Annotated in this window: 18 protein-coding genes; 5 read left to right on the plus strand and 13 right to left on the minus strand. The window is 71.5% G+C overall.

Translation table 11 applies throughout. From position 1 onward, the window contains the following. Positions 1–14: 14 nt before the first annotated feature. Both ACXKZB_RS13330 and ACXKZB_RS13335 read right to left on the minus strand, forming a co-directional pair. Entirely contained in the window at positions 15–1,901 is a 1,887-nt protein-coding gene (locus ACXKZB_RS13330) for a helicase HerA-like domain-containing protein (protein ID WP_488823437.1), read from the minus strand. 119 nt (positions 1,902–2,020) lie between these two features. Continuing rightward, a complete protein-coding gene (locus tag ACXKZB_RS13335) occupies positions 2,021–3,277 on the minus strand; it encodes a multidrug effflux MFS transporter (RefSeq protein ID WP_123313816.1) in 1,257 nt (418 codons plus the stop codon). Positions 3,278–3,503: 226 nt separating this feature from the next. Here ACXKZB_RS13335 and ACXKZB_RS13340 point away from each other — a divergent pair, with 226 nt between their 5' ends. Beyond that, a complete protein-coding gene (locus ACXKZB_RS13340; RefSeq protein ID WP_185021452.1) occupies positions 3,504–4,085 on the plus strand; it encodes a TetR/AcrR family transcriptional regulator in 582 nt (193 codons plus the stop codon). 61 nt (positions 4,086–4,146) lie between these two features. Here ACXKZB_RS13340 and ACXKZB_RS13345 read toward each other — a convergent pair whose 3' ends face one another. From ACXKZB_RS13345 to ACXKZB_RS13370, 6 genes are all read right to left on the minus strand, one after another. Continuing rightward, a complete protein-coding gene (locus ACXKZB_RS13345; RefSeq protein ID WP_488823438.1) occupies positions 4,147–4,749 on the minus strand; it encodes a substrate-binding domain-containing protein in 603 nt (200 codons plus the stop codon). A 1-nt stretch (position 4,750) separates the two neighbouring features. Beyond that, on the minus strand, positions 4,751–6,151 hold the full coding sequence (locus tag ACXKZB_RS13350; RefSeq protein WP_488823439.1) for an MFS transporter: 1,401 nt from the start codon (positions 6,149–6,151) through the stop codon (positions 4,751–4,753). A gap of 94 nt (positions 6,152–6,245) precedes the next feature. Next, on the minus strand, positions 6,246–7,391 hold the full coding sequence (locus ACXKZB_RS13355; RefSeq protein ID WP_488823440.1) for a cystathionine gamma-synthase: 1,146 nt from the start codon (positions 7,389–7,391) through the stop codon (positions 6,246–6,248). 14 nt (positions 7,392–7,405) lie between these two features. Continuing rightward, positions 7,406–8,770, minus strand: coding sequence for a cystathionine beta-synthase (locus tag ACXKZB_RS13360; protein WP_123313821.1), 1,365 nt, complete (start codon positions 8,768–8,770; stop codon positions 7,406–7,408). Between the two features lie 10 nt (positions 8,771–8,780). Continuing rightward, positions 8,781–8,918, minus strand: coding sequence for a hypothetical protein (locus tag ACXKZB_RS13365; protein ID WP_488823441.1), 138 nt, complete (start codon positions 8,916–8,918; stop codon positions 8,781–8,783). A 33-nt stretch (positions 8,919–8,951) separates the two neighbouring features. After that, positions 8,952–10,835 (minus strand): ABC transporter ATP-binding protein, encoded by a 1,884-nt coding sequence (locus ACXKZB_RS13370; protein ID WP_488823442.1) that lies wholly within the window; start codon positions 10,833–10,835, stop codon positions 8,952–8,954. 141 nt (positions 10,836–10,976) lie between these two features. On the opposite strand from ACXKZB_RS13370, the gene ACXKZB_RS13375 reads away from it, so the two are divergent. Next, positions 10,977–12,401: an amino acid permease gene (locus ACXKZB_RS13375; RefSeq protein ID WP_488823443.1), complete on the plus strand. Its 1,425-nt coding sequence runs from the start codon at positions 10,977–10,979 to the stop codon at positions 12,399–12,401. A 170-nt stretch (positions 12,402–12,571) separates the two neighbouring features. Here the strand turns inward: ACXKZB_RS13375 and ACXKZB_RS13380 are convergent, their stop codons facing one another. The 5 genes from ACXKZB_RS13380 to ACXKZB_RS13400 form a co-directional block, all read right to left on the minus strand. Then, positions 12,572–13,489 (minus strand): hypothetical protein, encoded by a 918-nt coding sequence (locus tag ACXKZB_RS13380; RefSeq protein ID WP_488823444.1) that lies wholly within the window; start codon positions 13,487–13,489, stop codon positions 12,572–12,574. Between the two features lie 277 nt (positions 13,490–13,766). Next, positions 13,767–14,147: a 50S ribosomal protein L7/L12 gene (gene rplL, locus ACXKZB_RS13385; protein ID WP_017888664.1), complete on the minus strand. Its 381-nt coding sequence runs from the start codon at positions 14,145–14,147 to the stop codon at positions 13,767–13,769. 51 nt (positions 14,148–14,198) lie between these two features. Next, on the minus strand, positions 14,199–14,714 hold the full coding sequence (gene rplJ / locus ACXKZB_RS13390; RefSeq protein ID WP_111084245.1) for a 50S ribosomal protein L10: 516 nt from the start codon (positions 14,712–14,714) through the stop codon (positions 14,199–14,201). A 283-nt stretch (positions 14,715–14,997) separates the two neighbouring features. After that, complete coding sequence (locus ACXKZB_RS13395) at positions 14,998–16,494, minus strand: sensor histidine kinase (protein ID WP_488823445.1); 1,497 nt, start codon at positions 16,492–16,494, stop codon at positions 14,998–15,000. Next, the gene (locus tag ACXKZB_RS13400) at positions 16,491–17,231 is read right to left on the minus strand and encodes a response regulator transcription factor (RefSeq protein ID WP_017888661.1); all 741 of its coding nucleotides are present in this window, start codon (positions 17,229–17,231) and stop codon (positions 16,491–16,493) included. The genes ACXKZB_RS13395 and ACXKZB_RS13400 overlap by 4 nt, the downstream gene beginning before the upstream one ends. A gap of 104 nt (positions 17,232–17,335) precedes the next feature. Between ACXKZB_RS13400 and ACXKZB_RS13405 the strand changes: the two genes are divergently transcribed. The 3 genes from ACXKZB_RS13405 to ACXKZB_RS13415 are packed head-to-tail and all read left to right on the plus strand — an operon-like array spanning position 17,336 to position 20,432. Next, on the plus strand, positions 17,336–18,373 hold the full coding sequence (locus ACXKZB_RS13405; protein ID WP_488823446.1) for an acyl-CoA dehydrogenase: 1,038 nt from the start codon (positions 17,336–17,338) through the stop codon (positions 18,371–18,373). After that, positions 18,367–19,725, plus strand: a complete 1,359-nt coding sequence (locus ACXKZB_RS13410) for a PIG-L family deacetylase (RefSeq protein WP_488823447.1) — start codon at positions 18,367–18,369, stop codon at positions 19,723–19,725. The genes ACXKZB_RS13405 and ACXKZB_RS13410 overlap by 7 nt, the downstream gene beginning before the upstream one ends. After that, the gene (locus tag ACXKZB_RS13415; protein ID WP_488823448.1) at positions 19,722–20,432 is read left to right on the plus strand and encodes a glycosyltransferase; all 711 of its coding nucleotides are present in this window, start codon (positions 19,722–19,724) and stop codon (positions 20,430–20,432) included. Before ACXKZB_RS13410 ends, ACXKZB_RS13415 begins: the two co-directional genes overlap by 4 nt. Positions 20,433–20,442: the final 10 nt, after the last annotated feature.

Raw genomic sequence — 20,442 nt, forward strand, 5'->3', positions numbered from 1 at the left:
GCGGCCGTTGGACGTCATCGACGCCGGCGCAGCGTCGAGAAGATCCCCCGCACGACCTCCTTCGCGATCGTGCCGCCGAGCCGTGACCCGAGCAGGTCCGACAGCGGGTCGTCCGCCTTCCGTGAGGTCGTCGTCCGCGTGCTCCGCCCCGGCCGGCCCGAACGCCGCGACGCCGCAGCACGCTCGGCCTTCTCGAACTCGCGCTGCGTCCGCTCGTACTCCTTCTGCGCGTCGACCGCGGCGGCCTCGGCAGCTGCTGCCTCCATGCGGCGCGCCAGCATCTCGTGTGCCGAGTCCGGGTCGACCCGGGTGCCGTACGTCGCGAGCAACGGCGATGCCTGCACCCGCGACTGCATCTCGGCGGCGGGCATCGGGTCCATCGAGCCCTGCGGCGCGCGCAACCGGGTCCACGCGACCGGCGTCGGCGCACCCTTCTCGTTCATGACGGTGACGATCGCCTCGCCGGTCGCCAGCGAGGTCAGCACCTCGCCCAGGTCGTAGTCGCTCGACGGGTAGGTCGACACCGTCGCCCGGAGCGCCTTCGCATCGTCGGGGGTGTGCGCCCGCAGCTGGTGCTGGATGCGCGATCCGAGCTGCGCCAGCACGTCGTTCGGCACGTCCTTCGGGGTCTGGGTCACGAAGAAGATCCCGACGCCCTTCGACCGGATCAGCCGCACGGTCCGCACGATCTGGTCCGTGAAGTCCTTCGACGCCCCGCTGAACAGCAGGTGCGCCTCGTCGAAGAAGAACACGAGCTTCGGCTTGTCCTGGTCGCCGACCTCCGGCAGTTCGTTGAACAGGTCGGCCAGCAGCCACATCAGGAACGTCGAGAAGACCTCGGGCTGGTCCTGCACGCCCGGGACCTCGAGCAGGCTCACGATCCCCCGCCCGTCCGCCGCCGTGCGCAGGAACACCTGCGTGTCGATCTCGGGCTCGCCGAAGAACTGGTCGGCACCCTTGTCGGCGAACGTGATGAGCTCACGCAGGATCACACCGGCGGTCTGCTTCGACAGACCACCGAGCTCGGCGAGTTCGCCCTTGCCCTCGTCGCCCACCAGGAACGTCAGCACGCTCCGCAGGTCGGCCAGGTCGACGAGCGGCAACCCGGCCTGCGCGGCGTAGTGGAAGACGAGCCCGAGCGAGGACTCCTGCGTGTCGTTCAGTCCGAGCACCTTCGACAGCAGCAACGGCCCGAACCCGGACACGGTCGCACGGATCGGCACACCGGTGCCCTGCCCGCCGAGCGAGAAGAGCTCCGCCTGGCTCGCGACGCCCTGCCACTGCTGGCCGATGCCCTCGGTGCGCGCGAGCAGCTTCTCGTTCCCCTGCCCGACCACCGCGAGGCCGGACAGGTCGCCCTTGATGTCGGCCGCGAACACCGGCACGCCGTTCGCCGCGATCTGCTCGGCCAGGACCTGCAACGTGCGGGTCTTGCCGGTGCCGGTCGCGCCGGCGACCAGCCCGTGCCGGTTCAGCATGCCGAGCGGGATGCGGACCTGGACATCCGGCTGCGCCTCGCCGTTCACCAAGGCGCCGAGTTCGAGCGCCAGCCCCTCGACGGTGTAGCCGGCGCGGATCGCGTCGACGGCGTCCGGTCCCAGCGGGCCCGCTCCGCCGATGCCGGGAGACACGGTGCCGGCAGCCGGGGCCGGCTCTGGAGACGACGAGACGGCGGAGGCGGGCTCCGCGTCGGGGGCGAGCCGGGCCTCCTGTCCGGATGGTGCCGGGGACCCGGCGGCCGCCGGTTCGGCGTCCGGCGTGAGTACCGGTGCTCGTCCCGCGAGCGCGGCCGCGAGCTCCTCGGCCCGCTGCACGGCTTCGTCGGCCAGCCGACGTGCCTCGTCCGCTGCCCGCTCGGCGGCCTCGGCCGCTGCCCGTGCCTGCTCCACCGCGTCGCTCATGGGCACAGCCTATGGACGCGCGGGGGCCGCTGTCCGGCCGGTCCCGCAAGCTCGATGCCGAACGACGAGACCGCTGTCGCACGACGTCGATGTCGTCGTTCCGAGTCGAGCGCGACCCGTCAGTGCGTGAGCTCCGGGACCGTCCGGGGCCGCACCACGAACCACAGGATCAGGATGGCCATCACCGAGGTCGAAGCCATCACCATCGCCATCGGGGTCGCGGTCGTGATGCCGAGCCAGCCCACGATCGGCGAGATCAGGCCCGCGACGCCGAAGTTCAGGGCGCCGAGCAGCGACGCTGCGGTGCCGGCTTCCTTGCCGTGAGCGGCGAGCCCGATGACCTGGACCAGCGGGAACGAGAACCCGCAGGCCGCGATGAAGAACCACAGGGGCACGAGCACGCCCACGAGGCCCGCGCCGACCTGGTCGAGCACGATGATCGCGATCGACGCCAGGAACAGGGTCGCCGTCGAGCACGCCAGGATCCACTGCGGACCGACGCGCTGCGCCAACCGCGCGGAGATCTGCACACCGAGCACGACGCCCACCGAGTTCACGGCGAAGAGCAGGCCGTACTGCTGGGCGTCGAGTCCGTAGACACCCTGGAACAGGAACGGCGACGAGCTGAGGTACGAGAACAGCCCGCTGAACACCATCGCCCCGATGAGCGCGACGCCGACGAAGATCCGGTCGGAGAACAGCGCCTTGTACCGCTGGCCGATCGTGGAGTGCCCGGCTTCGCGGCGACGGGCCGGTGGCAGGGTCTCGACGATGAGCAGGATCGACGCGATCACCACGGCCAAGCCGTAGCAGGCGAGGAACACGAAGATGCCGCGCCAGCTGGTGAACTGGAGCATCTGCGAGCCGATGAGCGGTGCGAGGATCGGCGCCAGCCCGTTCACCATCGCCAGTCGGGACAGCATCCGGACCAGCGGCTTGCCGCCGAACAGGTCGCGGACGGTGGCCATCGCGACGACACCACCGGCCGCCGCGCCCATGCCCTGCAGCACGCGGAACACCGCGAGGAGTTCGATGTCGGGGGCGGTCGCCGCACCGATCGACGCGGCGATGTGCACGGTCGTCGCGATGATGAGCGGCAGTCGGCGCCCGACCTTGTCGCTCCACGGACCGACGAGCAGCTGCCCGAACGCGAACCCGAGCGTCGTCGCGGTGAGCGTGAGCTGCACGGCGCCGTCGGTGACGCCGAACTGCTCCTTGATGGCCGGGAACGCCGGCAGGTACAGGTCGATCGTGAACGGCCCGAGCGCTGTCAGGGCGCCCAGGACGAAGACGTAGACGAGTCGCTGCCCGCGGGAGAGCGAGTCTCCGGGGTGCAGGACGACCCGGAGCGAACCGGTGGTGGCGGGCGCGGTCACGAGCAGGAGTCCTTCGGCGGTGAGGGGTGAGGAGGTGATCGCGGCGTCGATCGAATCGATTCGTCCGCGGAACCATCCTACGGGCCGAACGAACGCTCCCGACGCGCTCGGCACGGAATTGCCCGCGTGTTGCCGTCCCTCGTCCGCGGACCGATCCCGCCCCATGCGGTACCGTCGGACTGCTCGGGGGCCTCCGGGTGAACCGGATCAGAAGGGGGTGGGCGTCATGGTGGATGCCCGGATCCTGCACACGACCGCCGCCCTGCGCGAAGCGATCCTGCGGCTGGCGGCGGACCGCCCCGTCTCCGAGATCACCGTCGCCGACGTCACGCGTGCCGCCGGCATCAACCGCGCGACGTTCTACTCGCACGCGGTCTCCCCCGGATCGCTGCTCGCCGACGTGCTGACGCCGGAACTCGACCGCATCCGTCAGGACGACGCCGACGACCGCCGGGCAGCCGCCGCGCGCGGTGCCGACGCGGCCGAACTCGCCGCCATCACGCGGCGGGGCATCAACGCGGTCGTCGAGCACGTGACCACGCACCGCGACATCTACGCCAAGGCGCTGCCGGACCCGAACGACGCGTCACTGCACCGGCTGCTCGTCGGCCACTTCACCGAGTCGAGTGCCCTGCACATCCGCGAGCTCGACGCGGAACGCCGGCCGGAACTGCTCGACGACGTGGCCGCCGGGTACGTCGCGCAGGGCTTCGTCGGCGCGATCGAGGCCTGGCTCGCCGGGCCGCGACGTTCGAGGAAGGCGCTGGTCGAGACGATCACGTTGTCGTTCCCGGCGTGGTGGAGCTGAACTGAGCCGCCTGGAGGCACCTCGCTGACCGGTCTTGTGTCGCCGCGCTGAGCGGCTCCGGTCACTCGGCGTCGGTCGTGTCGCCGTCGCTCGGCTCGGTCTCCGGCTTCTCGCCGCGCTGCAACGACCGCACCACCTCGACGGCGGTGGCCGACAGGTCCGCGTCGTCGGCACCTGCTGGCACTCGGTAGTCGGCGGACACGCCGTCGCCCCCCGTGCCGCTCGCCGGCAGCGGGTCGCCGAGCGACACCACCACGACGCCGGCGTCGTGCGCCGTCTGGATCACCCCGGTCAGCGCCGACGGCCGAGCCGCGTGCACGAGCAGTGCCTTGGCACCCTTGCGGACGAGCTGGGCGACCGCGGTCCGCTGGGACGCCGCCGCACCCGACGCGGGAGCGACCCGGACGTCGGGACGGAAGCCGGCGTCGGACAGGCCGGTGCGCAGGTCGTCGCCCAGGGCCGCGTCGTCGTGGACCAGCACGACGCCGATCACGGCCTGCTTGTCGAACCCGCCGTCGGAGCTCGTGAGGTCCGTGCTCTGCACCGGCGTGGGCGCAGCGGAGGTCGTGCCCTGGCAGCCGGCCAGCGCGAGGGCGGCCGTCAGGACGACGGCTGCAGCGACGATGCGCACCACGGGGGTCTCCTCTTCGGTCCGGTCTGCCACGCTACCCGGCTGCGCGGTCCGCCGACGCCGACGACACCGGCGCGGGGACGGGTCCGAGCCGCCGGACCGCGGCGACCGCCAGTGCGGCGAAGCAGATCATCGCCGCGAAGACGAGCGGGAACGACACCGTGCCGTCGGCGCCGCCGGTCGCGGTGAAGAGCAGTCCGGTGACCGCCAGGCCGATGACGCTGCCCGCGGCGTCGGCGATGGTGAGCGCCGAGCTCGCGAACCCGTCGTCGCCCTCGCCCGAGAACCGCAGGGTGAGCATCGACGTGCGCGGGTAGATCGCGCCCATGCCCGCGCCGCCGACGAACCACCCGGCGACGAGCACCCACCACGACAGGTCGAGCGTCGCCACCGCGAGCGCTGCCAGCAGGCTCACGAGCACCAGCGCGAGTCCGACGCCGAAGGTCCGGCGTGCGGTCAGTCGCTGCTCCCCCAGCCGGCCGTGCACCCAGCTCGAGGCCGCCCAGCTCAGCGCCGCGACCGTCAGCGCGAGCCCCGCGGCCGATGCGGACAGGCCGTGCTGCGCCTGCAGCAGGAACGGCACGTACGCCTCGCTGCCGAAGAACGACGCCGCCACGAGCCCGCGCAGCAGCACCACCGAGGGCAGCCCGGCGGCGGCGCGGAAGGTGCCCGCCGGCAGCAGCGGCCGCAGGGCGAACCACGTGCCGACCAAGCCGACCAGGACCGCGGCCACCATCCCCCACGGGGTCAGGTCCGGCGCCACGTTGAGCAGCAGGATCGACACGGCCGCGGCCACTGACCACCCGATCCGCACCCGCTGCCACGGCGGTCGCAGCTCGACCGCCGGTGCCTGCAGCCGTCCGAGTGTCGGCACGAGCACGGTGAACGCGCCGACGGCGATCACGAGCGCCCCCGCGAAGACCCAGTGCCAGTTCCACGTGTCGGTGACGATGCCGGCGATCGCCGGGCCGATGAGCGCGGGCACCACCCAGGCGGCGGCGAACCCGGCGAACACCGGTCCGTGCAGTTCGGCGGGGAAGATCCGGGCGACGAGCACGTAGAGCACGACGTCGATCGCGCCGGCGCCGAAGCCCTCGACCAGGCGCCCGACGAGGAAGACCTCCATCGTCGGCGCGAGCATGACCACCGCGGTCCCCACGGCGAAGAGCAGGGCGGAGACCCAGGCGACGACCCGGCCGCCGGCGCGGTCGGTCCAGTTGCCGGCGAGCACCATGCCGGGCACCCCGGCGGCGAGCGGCGCGGCGAACGCCAGGGCGTAGAGCGCCTCGCCGTCCAGGTCGCGACTGATCACCGGCATGATCGTCGTCATCGCGAGGTTCTGGAACGCCGCGACGCCCACGATGGCGACCATCCCGACCGTCGCGAGGGCGTAGCGCCCGCTCAGCAGGCCCGTCCTCGTCGCCGTGGTGCTCACCCGCTCATCGTAGGGGCGAGCGGCGACACCACGGACCGGCGGGAAGCGCGCCGCGGGCCGCAGTCCCGCAAGCCCGCCGGGAGCGCGATGCGCGTCAGCGCGTCAGCGCCTGCTGCAGGTCCGCGACCAGGTCGCCGGCGTCCTCGATGCCGACGGACAACCGCACCACGTTCTCCGGCACCGCGAGCTCCGTGCCCTTCACCGAGGCGTGCGTCATCTCGCTCGGGTACCCGATGAGCGACTCCACACCCCCGAGGGACTCGGCCAGTGCGAACAGCTCCGTGGACTCCGCGAAGCGCCGGGCCGCGTCCGGTCCGCCGGACAGGGCGACGGAGAGCATGCCGCCGAACCCACGCATCTGGCGAGCGGCGACGTCGTGCCCCGGGTGGTCGGTGAGTCCCGGGTAGTAGACACGCTCGACGCCCGGCGCGGCGACGAGCGCCTCGGCGACGGCCTGCGCGTTCGCGGAGTGCCGCTCCATCCGGACCGCGAGGGTCTTGATGCCACGGGTGGTCAGGAAGGCGTCGAACGGCGACGAGATCGCACCGGCGCCGAACTGCAGGAACTGCACCTTCGCCGCGAGCTCCTGGTCGGCGAGCACCACGGCGCCGCCGACGACGTCGGAGTGGCCGCCCAGGTACTTCGTCGTCGAGTACACGACGACGTCGGCGCCGAGCGACAGCGGCTGCTGCAGGTACGGCGAGGCGAAGGTGTTGTCCACGACGACGAGCGCACCCGCCTCGTGCCCGAGGGTGGCGAGTCCGGCGATGTCGGCGATCTTCATGAGCGGGTTGGTCGGCGTCTCGACCCAGAGCACCGTCTCCTCCGGCGCACCCTGCAGCGCGGCACGGACCTGATCCAGGTCGCTCATGTCGACGACGACGAGCTCGACGCCCCACGGCACGTGCAGCCGGCTGACCAGGCGGTGGGTCCCGCCGTAGACGTCGTTCCCCATCACCACGCGGGCGCCGGGGCGGAGTGCGGCCCGGAGCAGGGCGTCCTCGGCGGCGAGGCCGGAGGCGAACGAGTACGCGGCCACGCCCCCGTCGAGGTCGGCGAGCAGCGTCTGCAGGGAGTCCCGCGTCGGGTTGCCGGCGCGGGAGTACTCGTAGCCGTTCCGCATGCCGCCGATGCCGTCCTGCACGTAGGTGGACGTCAGGTGGATCGGCGGGATGACCGCGCCGGTGGGGCCGTCGGGCTCCTGGCCGGCGTGGATGGCGCGGGTGCTGAACTCGGTCATGCTGGCTGCGTTCCTTACTCGGAGAGGTAGGTCAGGAGGTCGTGGCGGGTCAGGACCGTGACCGGCTTGCCGTCCTCGACGACGAGCAGGGCGTCCACCGTCTCGAGGGCCCGGCGCGCTGCGGACACGGACTCGCCCACACCGATCAGCGGGAGCGGCTCGCCCACGAAGCCGGTCAGGGCGTCCGCCATCTTCGCGGCGCCGGTGAAGACCTGTTCGAGCAGGTCCTTCTCGGCGACGGCCCCGATGACCTCGCCGATGACGACCGGCGGCTCCGCGCTGAGCACGGGCATCTGGGACACCCCGTACTTGGTCATGATGTCGACGACGTCGCGCACGGTGTCCGCCGGGTGCGCGTGCACCAGGTCGGGCAGGCGGCCGTCCTTCCCGGCGATGAGCGAGCCGACGGTCCGCGCCTCGTCGGTCTCGGCGAAGCCGTACGAGCGCATCCACCGGTCGTTGAAGATCTTGCCGAGGTAGCCGCGGCCACCGTCGGGCAGCAGCACCACGACGACGTCGTCCTCGGTCAGGTCACGGGCGGCCCGCAACGCCGCGACGACCGCCATGCCGCTGGACCCGCCCACGAGCAGGCCCTCTTCCCGTGCCAGGCGTCGGGTCATCGCGAACGAGTCGGCGTCCGACACCGCGATGATCTCGTCCGGCACCTCGGGGTCGTACGCGGTCGGCCAGAAGTCCTCGCCGACGCCCTCGACCAGGTACGGACGGCCGGTGCCGCCGGAGTAGACCGAGCCCTCGGGGTCGGCCCCGACGATGCGGACACGGCCGTCGGACGCTTCCTTGAGGAAGCGCCCGGTACCCGAGATCGTGCCACCCGTCCCGACGCCCGCGACGAAGTGGGTGATCTGTTGCTCGGTGTCGCGCCAGATCTCCGGACCGGTGGTCTCGTAGTGGCTGCGGGGCCCGTTCGGGTTCGCGTACTGGTTCGGCTTGTAGGCGCCCGGGATCTCGCGGACGAGCCGGTCGGACACCGAGTAGTACGACTCCGGGTGCTCCGGCGGAACCGCCGTCGGCGTGACGACGATCTCGGCGCCGTACGCCGTCAGGACGTTGCGCTTGTCCTCGCCGACCTTGTCCGGCAGCACGAACACGCACCGGTAGCCGCGCTGCTGGGCGACGAGCGCCAGTCCGACCCCGGTGTTGCCCGAGGTGGGTTCGACGATCGTGCCGCCGGGTCGCAGATCGCCGGAGGCCTCGGCCGCGTCGATGATCCGCGTCGCGATGCGGTCCTTCGACGATCCGCCGGGGTTCAGGTACTCGACCTTCACCAGGACGGTCGCGCGCACCCCCTCGGTGACGCGGTTGAGCTTGACGAGCGGGGTGTCGCCGACGAGGTCGACCACGGAGTTCGCGTAACGCACGGGGCCGAGTCTAGGACGCGGACACCGCGTTCTGCTGGGTCGTGACGCGCGCCTCGCCCTGGTCGTGCGCCGCACCGGACGGGAGGCCCGTGGCGGGGCCGCCACGGGCCTCCCGTCCGGTCTGGGGGTGCGTGTCCGATCGGCGCACCCGCTTGTGCGTCGGTGGCCGTGATCGGTGGGGTCAGCGGCCGACGGCGTCGGCCGGCGTGTTCTGCTGCCGGTGCAGGAGCGCGTAGGTGCCGTCGAGCGCGAGGAGTTCGTCGTGCGTGCCCTGCTCGACGATCCGACCGTGGTCGAGCACGAAGATGACGTCGGCGTCGCGGATCGTCGACAGTCGGTGCGCGATCGAGATCGTGGTGCGCCCGGCAGCAGCGGTGTCGAGTGCGGTCTGCACGACCCGTTCCGAGATCGAGTCCAGCGCGCTCGTCGCCTCGTCGAGCACCAGCACCGGCGGGTCCTTGAGGAGCACCCGGGCGATGGCGATCCGCTGCTTCTCACCGCCGGACAGGCGGTACCCGCGCTCCCCCACGACGGTGTCGTACCCGTCCGGGAACGAGGCGATCGTGTCGTGGATGTTCGCCGCCCGCGCCGCCCGTTCGACCTCGTCGTCGGTGGCGTCCGGTTTGGCGTACCGCAGGTTGTCGCCGATCGTCGCGTGGAACAGGTAGGTCTCCTGGCTGACGATCCCCACGTGGCGCATGAGGTCCTCGTGCACGAGGTCGCGGACGTCCTGTCCGGCGAACCGCACGGAGCCCTCGGTCGCCTCGTACAACCGCGGCACCAGGTACGACACGGTGGTCTTGCCCGCGCCCGACGGACCGACGAAGGCGGCGAACTGGCCGGGCCGGAGCGCGAACGAGACCCCGCGGAGCGTCGGCTTGTCGGGCTCGCCGTCCGGGTACGTGAACGTCACGTCGTCGAAGGCGACGTGACCGACCATGGTGTCGTCGACGGGCTTCGCCGTGGGCGAGTCCGTGATCGCGGGCTGCAGGTCGAAGTACTCGAAGATGCGGGCGAACAGCGCTCCGGAGGTCTGCAGGTCGAGCACCACCCGGAGCAGTCCGACCGTCGGGAACAGCAGGCGCGACTGCACCGTCGTGAACGCGACGATGGTGCCGGCGGTGATCGGGACGTCGCCGATGATCAGCCAGGCTGCGACGAGGTAGATGATCGCCGGGATGATCGACAGGAAGATCTGCACGATCGCGAAGAACCACTGTCCGGACATCTGCTGGCGGACCTGCAACTGGATCTGGTTGCGGTTCTCGTCACCGTAGCGGCGGGTCTCACTGCGCTGCTGGTTGAAGCTCTTGGCCAGCAGGATGCCGGAGACGCTCAGTGCCTCTTGCGTGATCGCCGTCATGTCGGACAGCGACTCCTGCGTCTGCCCGGCGATGCGCGCACGGACCTGGCCGACCCGACGCTGCGCGATGACGAGCAACGGGAGCAGCACGACCGCGACCAGGGTCATCTGCCAGCTCAGCAGCAGCATCGCGACGATGGCGGCGATGACCGTGACGGTGTTGCCGAGCACCGACGAGATCGTGTTGTTCAGGACGCTCGCGACGCCGCCGACGTCGTTCTGCAGGCGGGACTGGATCACGCCGGTCTTCGTGCGGGTGAAGAACGCGAGCTCCATCCGCTGCAGGTGCCCGAACAGACGCATCCGCATGGCGCCCATCACCTTGTTGCCGACCGTCGCCGTCAGGTAGGTCTGCCAGACGCCCACCCCGGCGCTCGCGATCCAGAGGAGCACCATCGCCGACACGAGTTCGACCAGCACCGGGACGTCGGGTCTGCCGGACGGCGGGAAGAGGCCTCGGTCGAACGCCTGCTGCGTCAACAGCGGCGGGATCACCGAGATGGCGGCGCCGATCAGGACCAGGACGACCGTCAGGATGATCGCCCTGCGGTGCGGGACGAACAGCCCCGCGATCCGTTTCACCAGGTGCGGGATCTTCGGCGCCTCGGCGTTGGCGGCCTTCTGCGCGCGGAAGTCACCGCTCGAGATCCGGCCACCGCCGCGCGGCCCACCGCCGCCGCGCATCCCGCCGCCCATGCTCATGGAGCAACCGTATCCCCGCGGTCGGACATCGGCGCGCGCTCGTCGGCCACTGATCCGCCGTGCGGTCCGGCGGGTGTGTTTGACCCCGTTCAGGGGGCGTGCGAGCATGTGCCGTCCCCGCCCCCGCACCACCGAGGTCCCATGCCATCCGCGCCGTCCCGTCCCACGTCCCTCCGCCAGCAGCTCGCCCGCCGCAAGCCGATCGAGCAGCTGCAGTCCGAGGCGGCCGTCGGCGTCAACGGTGAACCGCTCCGCCGGTCCCTCGGCGTCTGGCACCTGACGATGATCAGCGTCGGCGCCACCCTCGGCACCGGCATCCTGGTCGTGCTCGGCACGGCCGTGCCGCTCGCGGGGCCGGCCGTGTGGATCTCCTTCGTGGTCGCCGGGATCGCCGCCCTGCTCTCGGCGCTGTCCTACGCCGAGATGGCCGGAGCAGTCCCGACCTCGGGGTCGAGCTACTCGTACACCTACGCCACCATGGGCGAGGGCATCGCCTGGGTGTGCGGGTGGTGCCTCGTCCTCGAGTACGCCGTGTCGGTGGCAGCGGTCGCGGTCGGCGCGAGCGAGTACGTCGACGAGACCCTGCGCGTGTTCGGGCTGCACCTGCCGACGGCACTGTCCGCGCCCCCGGTGGACGGCGGCGTCGTGAACCTTCCGGCGGCCGTCCTGGTCCTGCTCGCCACGGTGGTCCTGATCCCCGGAGCCCGCGAGAGCGCCTGGGTGAACACCGTCATGGTCGTCGTGAAGATCGCACTGCTCGTGTTCTTCGTGGTCGTCGCCTTCACGGCCTTCCAGGCGCAGAACTTCGAACCGCTCGCACCGATGGGTGCCGCCGGGGTCACCGCCGCGGCGTCCCGCCTCTTCTTCTCGTACATCGGCTTCGATGCCGCGTCCACCGCAGGCGAGGAGGCGAAGAACCCCCGTCGCGACCTCCCCCGGGCGATCATCGGTTCGATCGCGCTCATCACGGCGCTGTACATCCTCGTCGCCATCGCCGCGATCGGTGCCCGTTCGTGGACGCAGTTCTCGTCGTCCGAGGCCTCGCTCGTCCGCATCGTGGTCGACGTCACGGGCCAGCCCCTCGTCGCGCTGGTCTTCTCGATCGGTGCGGTCGTCGCGATCGCGAGCGTCGTGCTGACCGTGCTCTACGGCCAGACCCGGATCCTGCTCACCATGGCCCGCGACGGCCTCGTCCCGAAGGTCTTCGGTCGGGTCTCGCGCCGCACCGGCACCCCGATCGCGAACACGCTGATCATCGGCATCGCGGTGACGATCGTCGCCGCCCTCGTGCCGCTGGGCGAGCTCGCCGACGCGACGAGCATCGGCACCCTGGTGGCGTTCGCGCTCGTCAACGTGTCGGTCATCGTGCTCCGCCGCTCGCAGCCCGACCTCGAGCGCTCGTACCGCGTCCCGCTGTTCCCCGTCGTACCGGTCCTCGGTGCCCTCAGCTGCGTGCTCCTCGCGGTGTTCCTCGGCGCCACGACGTGGATCGCGTTCGGCATCTGGATGGTCGTCGGCGCCGTGCTCTACCTGGCCTACGGCCGCCGCCACAGCACCCTGCGCTGACCTGCCCTCCGGCCCGCCCCGCGACTCGGCCGACCACGCCATACCCCTGAGCCACATCCGCCAAAGCGACAAGGTTCCGCCAACTGTTTGCTGACATCTGTCGCTTTGACGGGAGGCTCGGCCTGGCTCCGGCAAGAAGTGTCGCCCTGGCAGCACGGATGGTCCCACCATCAGCGGCACGGCACGCCGTGCTGTCGGAACAGCGACCGAAGTCGTTCCGGTGCCACGAGGTGTTCCCAGTAGACGCGGACGAAGCCGTTCACCTCTGATCGACCCCGGACGCGGTCCTCACGCTGCTTCTCGGCCCACACAGCCTCGGCGCCGGTCCTCCCTCCCAGCATCCCGGGGTCCTCGTACTTCTGTCGACCGTCGAACTCCACGACGATTCCCTGGCGTGGAAGCCAGAAGTCGACGCGGTCGACACTGCCGTCCGGTGCGCGGAACTCGTGCTGCGGTTCCCAGTCCGGACAGTGCAGCTCGGCGGCGCGGGCCGCCAGGAACGACTCCCCGACCGACTCGTGGCGCTCGTCGCAGATCATCAGGGCCTGCTCGAGCCGTGCCGATCCCCACGGGCCAGCGGCGGCACACAGACGCTGGAGTTCCCCGCGGCCGACACCGCTCCGCAACGCGTGATCGAGCCCGACGACCGCATCGGCGAGGGTGCCACGCCGGGCGTTCTCCACGGTGGTCTGGGCCAGCGCGGTGAACGGGGCACCGTGGAACAGCTTCCCGGACGGCTCGGGCGCACCGGCGTGGACGGTCAGTCCCACACGGTGCCGATCGTGCGCGATCCCGGCGTCCACGGCGTGGACACGCTCGGGCCACGGATCGAGTCGTGGCACACCGAACACCGCGGCGGCCGAGTCGAGCGCGAAGACCGTGCCGGACCGGAGCAACGGGATGACGGCCCGCATCCGGACGAGGTGTCGACCGCGGCCGTCCAGTCCCTCCCACGGCGCTCGTTCGACGTAGACGCCGTGCCGGACGCGCACGAGCTCATCGGTCCGCTGCCGTCGCTGGAGATGGCGCGCGCCAGCCCGGTCGAGGTCGTTCGTGCGGAAGATCTCGATCGCGTTGGCAGGGTGCATGACAGCACACTGTCGCTCGAAACGACCGGTCTCAGGGTCCGGAGCCGATCTGTGGACAACCGCCCCGCCTCCCCGGCGTCAACAGTGTCCTGCCACAGCGACAGATCTCAGCGATGAGCGGCTGAATCTGTTGCCATCGCGACAGAATCCCGCGAACAGTTGGCGGCACTCTGTCGCTTTGGCGGAAGCGCCCCTCGGGCACCGCACACACGCCCCCGGCAACGACGAAGGCCGCCACCCCGAGGGGCAGCGGCCTTCGTGAACCGAACGGTCGAGACTACGCGAGCTCGATCGTGGCGCCAGCGGCCTCGAGGGTCGCCTTCGCCTTGTCGGCGGTCTCCTTGTTCGCACCCTCGAGGATCTTGGCGTCGGCGGTCTCGACGAGCGCCTTGGCCTCACCGAGGCCGAGCGACGTCAGGCCACGGACCTCCTTGATGACCTGGATCTTCTTGTCACCAGCGGACTTGAGGATGACGTCGAACTCGGTCTTCTCCTCAGCGGCCTCGGCCGGGGCAGCGGCGGCCGGAGCGGCAGCAGCGGCCGGGGCAGCAGCGGTGACCTCGAAGACCTCTTCGAACTTCTTCACGAAGTCCGAGAGCTCGATGAGCGTGAGCTCCTTGAAGGCCTCGATGAGCTCGTCCTGCGAAAGCTTCGCCATGATTTTCTCCTACTACTAGCTAATACGTGTGGTTGTGGAACGCGAGCCTGATCAGGCCGCGGACTCCTGCTTCTCGCGAAGGGCGTCCACGGTGCGGACGGCCTGCGAGAGCGGGGCCTGGAACAGGTACGCAGCACCGAACAGCGAGGCCTTGAAGGCGCCGGCGAGCTTGCCGAGCAGAACTTCACGGGACTCGAGGTCGGCGAGCTTGTCCACCTCGGTCGCGGAGAGCGGGTTACCGTCGAAGTAACCACCCTTCACCACGAGCTCGGGGTTCGCCTTGGCGAATGCACGCAGCGACTTCGCGACGGCGACGGTGTCACCGTGGACGAAGGCGAGAGCGGACGGACCGGCGAGTTCCTCGTCGAACGAGGAGATGCCGGCGTTGTTCGCCGCGATCTTGGTCAGCGTGTTCTTCACCACGGCGTACGTGGCGTGCTCACGGATCGAGTTGCGGAGCTCCTTGAGCTGCGCGACCGTGAGACCGCGGTACTCGGTGAGCAGAACGGCGTTCGAGCTACGGAAGGACTCCGTGAGCTCGGCGACCGCAGCTTCCTTGTTCGCCATGGTTCTCCTTGGGGTTTCTTGCCGGCTAGCCCCAGGTCTCCACACATGAAAAAAGCTCCGGCGCAGAGGCTCGGAGCTGCTCTCACCTGACGGTGGGAGTGGTTCGGAACACCTGCGCGGGATGCCTCATGAGTGAGGACCTTCGGTCATGATGTTCACAAACACTTTGCAAGCAGCACGACATCCGGCGGTCTTTGGCTTCGAGAACAGTACCAGATGCGGTGGACGAGACCAAACGGCGATCGGGAGGCGCGGTGCGGGCCCGCACCGCGCCTCCCGGTCGTCAGTGGGTCGCGTCCACCGCAGCGGGCGTCCCCGACCAGTCAGCAGACGCGTCCGACGCGGACGCAGCCGCCGCGGCGGCGGGATCCACCGGCAGGTGGACCGTGAACACCGTGTCACCGGGCACGCTCGCCACCTCGACGCTGCCGCCGTGCGCCTGCACGACCGCGTCCACGATCGCGAGGCCGAGCCCCGTCGACCCCACGGTGCGCGACCGGGAGCTGTCGGCGCGGGCGAACCGCTCGAACAGCTTCGGCAGGAACTCCGGGTCGATGCCCTGCCCGGTGTCCCGCACGGTCAGGTCGACACCGGGGCCCGATGGTGACGGCGCGAGGCCCACGGTGATGCGCGTGCCCTCGGGGGTGTGGGTCCTGGCGTTGGTGACGAGGTTGACGATGACCTGGTGCAGGCGTGCGGCGTCCCCCACGACCACGACGGGCGACGACGGCACGTCGATCTCGATGACGTGCTCCGGCGAGGCGGCGTGCGCGTCGTTCACGGCGTCGAGCACGAGCCCGGTCAGGTCGACCTCGTCGAACTGGATCTCGCGACCCTCGTCGAGGCGGGCGAGGAGCAGCAGGTCCTCGACCATGGACGTCATCCGGATGGACTCGGACTCGATGCGGCTCATCGCGTAGACGACGTCCTTCGGCAGGTCGCCGCCCATCCGCCGGGTGAGTTCGGCGTACCCGCGGACCGACGCGAGCGGGGTGCGGAGCTCGTGCGAGGCGTCCGCGACGAACTGCCGGACCTTCTGTTCGGACCGCTCTCGCGCCTGCATGGCGCCTGCGATGTGCCCGAGCATCCGGTTGAAGGCGCTGCCGACCCGACCCACCTCGGTGCGCGGGTCGGTGTCCGGCACACGGACGCCGTCCAGGGCGTCGCTGCGGTCGAGCGGCATCCGGGCAACGGTCGACGCGGTCTCGGCGACACGTTCGAGTGGCCGCAGCGAACGCCGGACCACGAACGCCGCGACGACCGACCCGGCGACCAGCGCGGCGGCCACGACGGAGATGACGACCCAGAAGAGCTTCCAGACGCTGTCGTAGACGGGTGCCATCGGCAGCCCCACGACCAGGACGGCCGGGCCGACGTTGACGGCGGCGAGCCGGTAGCGCCCGGTCCCCCCGCCGAGGTCGACGGTCTCCGGGTCGGCGTCGACGTGCACGGTCCCCAGCGCCTCGGCGCTCGACTGCGCGATGCCGCTCGGGCGTCCGTAGTCGTCGAGCACGTTCGCGATCACGACCTGCCCGTCGACGAAGTACGCCGTCAGGGTGCCGGCGGCCTGCCCGGACGGTCGCGACAGGTCGATGCTCGGCTGCCCCGACTGGTTCTGCTGCAGGTACCGCTGTGCACGGTGGGTGGCGCCCGTGATCTGCTGGTCGATCGCACCCGTCTGGATCGAGGCGAGCGCGATGATGCTCGCCGCCCCGATCACCGCGCTGACGGCGACGACGAGCGCGACGATGCTCAGGACGAGCCGACGCCGGAGGGTCACGAGGTGGGCTTGATGACGTACCCGACGCCGCGGACCGTGTGGATCATCGGGGTCTCGCCGGCGTCGATCTTCTTGCGCAGGTAGGAGATGTAGATCTCGACGACCGACGACTTGCCGCCGAAGTCGTACGACCACACGCGGTCCAGGATCTGCGCCTTCGACAGCACGCGACGGGGGTTGCGCATCAGGAAGCGGAGGAGCTCGAACTCGGTGGCGGTCAGCTCGATCGGCCGGCCGGCACGGTGCACCTCGTACGATTCCTCGTCGAGCACCAGGTCGCCGACGACGATGCGGGAGTCGCCCGCCTCGGAGATCGAGATCTGCGAGCGGCGGATGAGGCCACGCAGCCGCGCGACGACCTCCTCGAGGGAGAACGGCTTCGTGACGTAGTCGTCGCCGCCGGCCGTCAGCCCGGTCACGCGGTCCTCGACGGAGTCCTTCGCGGTGAGGAACAGCACCGGGGTGTCGTCGTTGTTCTGCCGCAGTCGGCTGAGCACCTGCAGACCGTCGAGGTCCGGCATCATGACGTCGAGGACCATCGCGTCGGGCTTGAACTCCCGCGCCGTCGTCAGGGCGTCCTGCCCGCCGTTCGCGCTCTTGACGTCCCAGCCCTCGTAGCGGAGCGCCATGGACAACAGGTCGGTCAGGCTGGCTTCGTCGTCGACGACCAGGATGCGCAACGGGGTTCCGTCGGCACGCGTGAGGCGCGGGGCTGCTGCAGGCTGGGAGATGGTCACGTCTTCGAGTATCGAGGAATTCCTATGAGTGGTCTGTGGGCCGCCCCTCCGCGCTCTGTGGATCGCTCCGAGAGCACTCGGCCGTTCCTTCGTAGGTTGGAGGGATGCTGCGATCCTCCGCTTGGCCACCGTCCGCCAGGCACGTCGACACAACGGCGATCGAGGAGACGGCCGGGAGGCCCGACTCGAGCCCGGCAGATCGTCTGACCGTCGCCCGCGCGCTCGCGTCCACCACCCCGCTGCTGTCCGCAGGGACCGCCGGCGGGTTCCTCGCCACGCTCGCCGCCGTCGCCGCGGGCGACGTCGCGACCGCCCGCACCGTCGAACCGCACCTCGACGCGCTCGGCATCCTCGACCAGGCCGGGACCCCCGCCCCAGCCGGTTCGACCTGGGGCGTCTTCGCCGCCGAGGGCCCCGGCCTCCGTCTCGACGCCACGGTGCAGGACGACGGGACGGTACTCCTGACCGGCACGAAGCCGTGGTGCTCCCTCGCCTCGACGCTGTCGCACGCCCTGGTCACCGCACACGCCGGGGACGACCGCGTCCTCGTCGCCGTCGACCTGCGGCAGGACGGCGTCACGGCACACGACGAGGCCTGGGTGGCCCGGGGCATGCCCGACGTACCGAGCGGCCCGGTCGACTTCGACGGCGTCACGGCACAGCTCGTCGGCGCACCCGGCTGGTACCTGCGACGACCCGGTTTCGCGTGGGGCGGCATCGGCGTCGCGGCGTGCTGGTGGGGCGGCGCGGTCGGACTCGGACGGGTCCTGCGCTCGCTGGCCGCAGCCCACCCGGAGTCCGAGCTGCTGCAGGCCGCACTCGGCGCGACGGTGATCGACCTCGCCGATGCCGAGGACGCCCTCGCCGACGCCGCGGCCCGGATCGACCGGTCCGACGACCCCGACGCCCCGGACGTCGACTGGCCACTGCTCGCCCAGACGGTGCGCTCCCGGGTCCGTCGGACGGTGGACTCCGTGCGGGAGCGGGTCGTCGCCACCGTCGGCCCGGCGCCCCTGACCTCGGACCCCGCCGTCGCGGCACGCGTCGCCGACCTCGAGCTCTACGTGCTGCAGGACCACGGCGCGCGGGACCTCGCCCGGATCGGCCGGATCGTCACGGAACGCGGCGGTGTCGCATGGTGACCTTCGACCACCGCGAGCCGGGCATCGCACCCGCGGCGTGGACCACGTTCCTCGACGCGGTGCCGACCACACCGGTGGACCTGGACGGCATCCGCTCGGTGGTCGTCCTCGCGCCGCACCCCGACGACGAGACCCTGGGTGCCGGCGGGCTCATCGCGACCGCAGCCGATGCGGGACTCCCCACCCACGTGGTGCTCCTCACCCGCGGCGAGCGCTCCCACCCGGACTCCCCCACCACGACCGCGCCGGAGCTCGCCGCCGTCCGCGACGCCGAGTTCACCCGCGCCCTGGCCACGCTGCACGCCGGTGCGACGTCGTCGTCGATCGGCATCCCGGACGGCGGCACCCGCGAACACCGGGACGAGGTCGTCGACGCCCTGCAGCGAGCGCTCGACGACGCGGAGCAACCGACGCTCGTCGTGGCGCCGTGGCGCGGTGACGGCCACCGCGACCACCGCATCGCGGGCGAGGTCGCCGAGGAGGTCACCGCCGGAGCGGCCGGGGTGTCGCTGCTGACCTACCCGATCTGGGCATGGCACTGGGACGACCCGTCCGCGTCCGCGCAGCCGTGGGCCCGAGCCCGGTCCCTGCAGCTCCCCGACGCCGTCGGTGCACGGAAACGCGCCGCCCTGGACGCCTATGCCTCGCAGATCCGCCCGCTGTCCCCGGCGGCCGGGGACGAGGCGATCGTCGACGACCGGCACGCCGCGCACCACCTGCGGTCGACCGAGTGGTTCTTCGCGCCCGAGCCGGCGGCCTCCCGCTCGCGGGAGTCCTTCGACGCGCACTACGAGCGGAAGCCCGAGGGGTGGGACTTCGAGGGCTCCTGGTACGAACGCCGCAAGCGAGCGGTGACGCTGGGTGCCCTCCCCCGCGAGCGGTACCGGTCGGCGCTTGAGCTCGGGTGCGCCACCGGCGTCCTCACCGCCGCGCTCGCCGAACGGGCCGACGCCGTCCTCGGCACCGACATCTCGGCCGCTCCCCTGGCCCAGGCCGCGGTCCGCGCGCCGAGGGCCCGGTTCCTGCAGGCCTCGTTGCCCGTCGAGTGGCCGTCGGGTCGGTGGGATCTCGTGGTGATGTCCGAGGTGGGCTACTACCTCTCCCCCGCCGACCTCGACGAGACCATCGACCGGGTACTGGCGTCGCTCGACGACGACGGCGTGCTGGTCGCCTGCCACTGGCGGCACCCCGACGACGAGGCGGTGTCGAGCGGTGACGCGGTGGACGCCCGACTCGCGGAACGGTGGCCACGGCCGGCCCTCGTCCGCCACGTCGAACCGGACTTCGTGCTGAGCGTGCTGCCCGGGCCCGGCGTCGTGTCGGTCGCACGGGCCGAAGGGCTCGTCCGGTGACCGCGTCCCCCGGAGTCGTCCGCATCGACGTCGTGCTGCCCGCGCACGACGAGGAGGACCGCATCGCCGCCTGCCTCGACGCCCTGCTCGCCGCACGTGCCCGGCTCGCCGAGGAGCACCCCGCGGTGGAGGTCTCGGTGACCGTCGTGCTCGACGGGTGCACCGACGACACGGCCACGGTCGCGGGGCGCTTCCCCGTCGACGTCGTCGCGACCGCGCACGTCGGGGTCGGACGGGCACGCACGATCGGTGCCACGCACGCGCTCCGTCGGCACCCCGGTGACCCGGCGACCCGCTGGCTCGCCCACACCGACGCGGACTCGCGAGTGCCGGAGGGGTGGCTCGTCCAGCAGGCCGAAGCGCTCTGGTCCGGGGCACACGTGCTCGTCGGCGCCGTCGTCCCCGACCCGGACGACCTGGACCCCGTCGTGCTCGCCCGGTGGACGCAAGCGCACCCGCCCGGCGCGGCGCTCGGGCACGTGCACGGCGCGAACCTCGGCGTGCTGGCGGCCGCGTACCTGGCGCTCGGCGGGTTCGACCCCGTGCCCGAGCACGAGGACGTCCGGCTCGTCGAGCGGGCGCACGCGATGGGGTTCCGCGTGGACGCGACCGTCGAGCTCCCGGTGGTGACGAGCGGGCGGTTCGCGGGTCGAACGCCCGGCGGCTACGCGGAGCACCTGCGCCAGGCGTACGGCGACGCGAGCTGACGGCATCGCG

This window comes from Curtobacterium sp. ABR8 (assembly GCF_057812125.1).

Excerpts from the sequence above, each read along its gene's own strand:
- ACXKZB_RS13330 (WP_488823437.1), bottom strand. The coding sequence starts at position 1,901 with ATGAGCGACGCGGTGGAGCAGGCACGGGCAGCGGCCGAGGCCGCCGAG.
- ACXKZB_RS13340 (WP_185021452.1), top strand. The coding sequence starts at position 3,504 with ATGGTGGATGCCCGGATCCTGCACACGACCGCCGCCCTGCGCGAAGCG.
- ACXKZB_RS13355 (WP_488823440.1), bottom strand. The coding sequence starts at position 7,391 with ATGACCGAGTTCAGCACCCGCGCCATCCACGCCGGCCAGGAGCCCGAC.
- ACXKZB_RS13370 (WP_488823442.1), bottom strand. The coding sequence starts at position 10,835 with ATGAGCATGGGCGGCGGGATGCGCGGCGGCGGTGGGCCGCGCGGCGGT.
- ACXKZB_RS13375 (WP_488823443.1), top strand. The coding sequence starts at position 10,977 with ATGCCATCCGCGCCGTCCCGTCCCACGTCCCTCCGCCAGCAGCTCGCC.
- ACXKZB_RS13380 (WP_488823444.1), bottom strand. The coding sequence starts at position 13,489 with ATGCACCCTGCCAACGCGATCGAGATCTTCCGCACGAACGACCTCGAC.
- rplL (WP_017888664.1), bottom strand. The coding sequence starts at position 14,147 with ATGGCGAAGCTTTCGCAGGACGAGCTCATCGAGGCCTTCAAGGAGCTC.
- rplJ (WP_111084245.1), bottom strand. The coding sequence starts at position 14,714 with ATGGCGAACAAGGAAGCTGCGGTCGCCGAGCTCACGGAGTCCTTCCGT.
- ACXKZB_RS13405 (WP_488823446.1), top strand. The coding sequence starts at position 17,336 with ATGCTGCGATCCTCCGCTTGGCCACCGTCCGCCAGGCACGTCGACACA.
- ACXKZB_RS13410 (WP_488823447.1), top strand. The coding sequence starts at position 18,367 with ATGGTGACCTTCGACCACCGCGAGCCGGGCATCGCACCCGCGGCGTGG.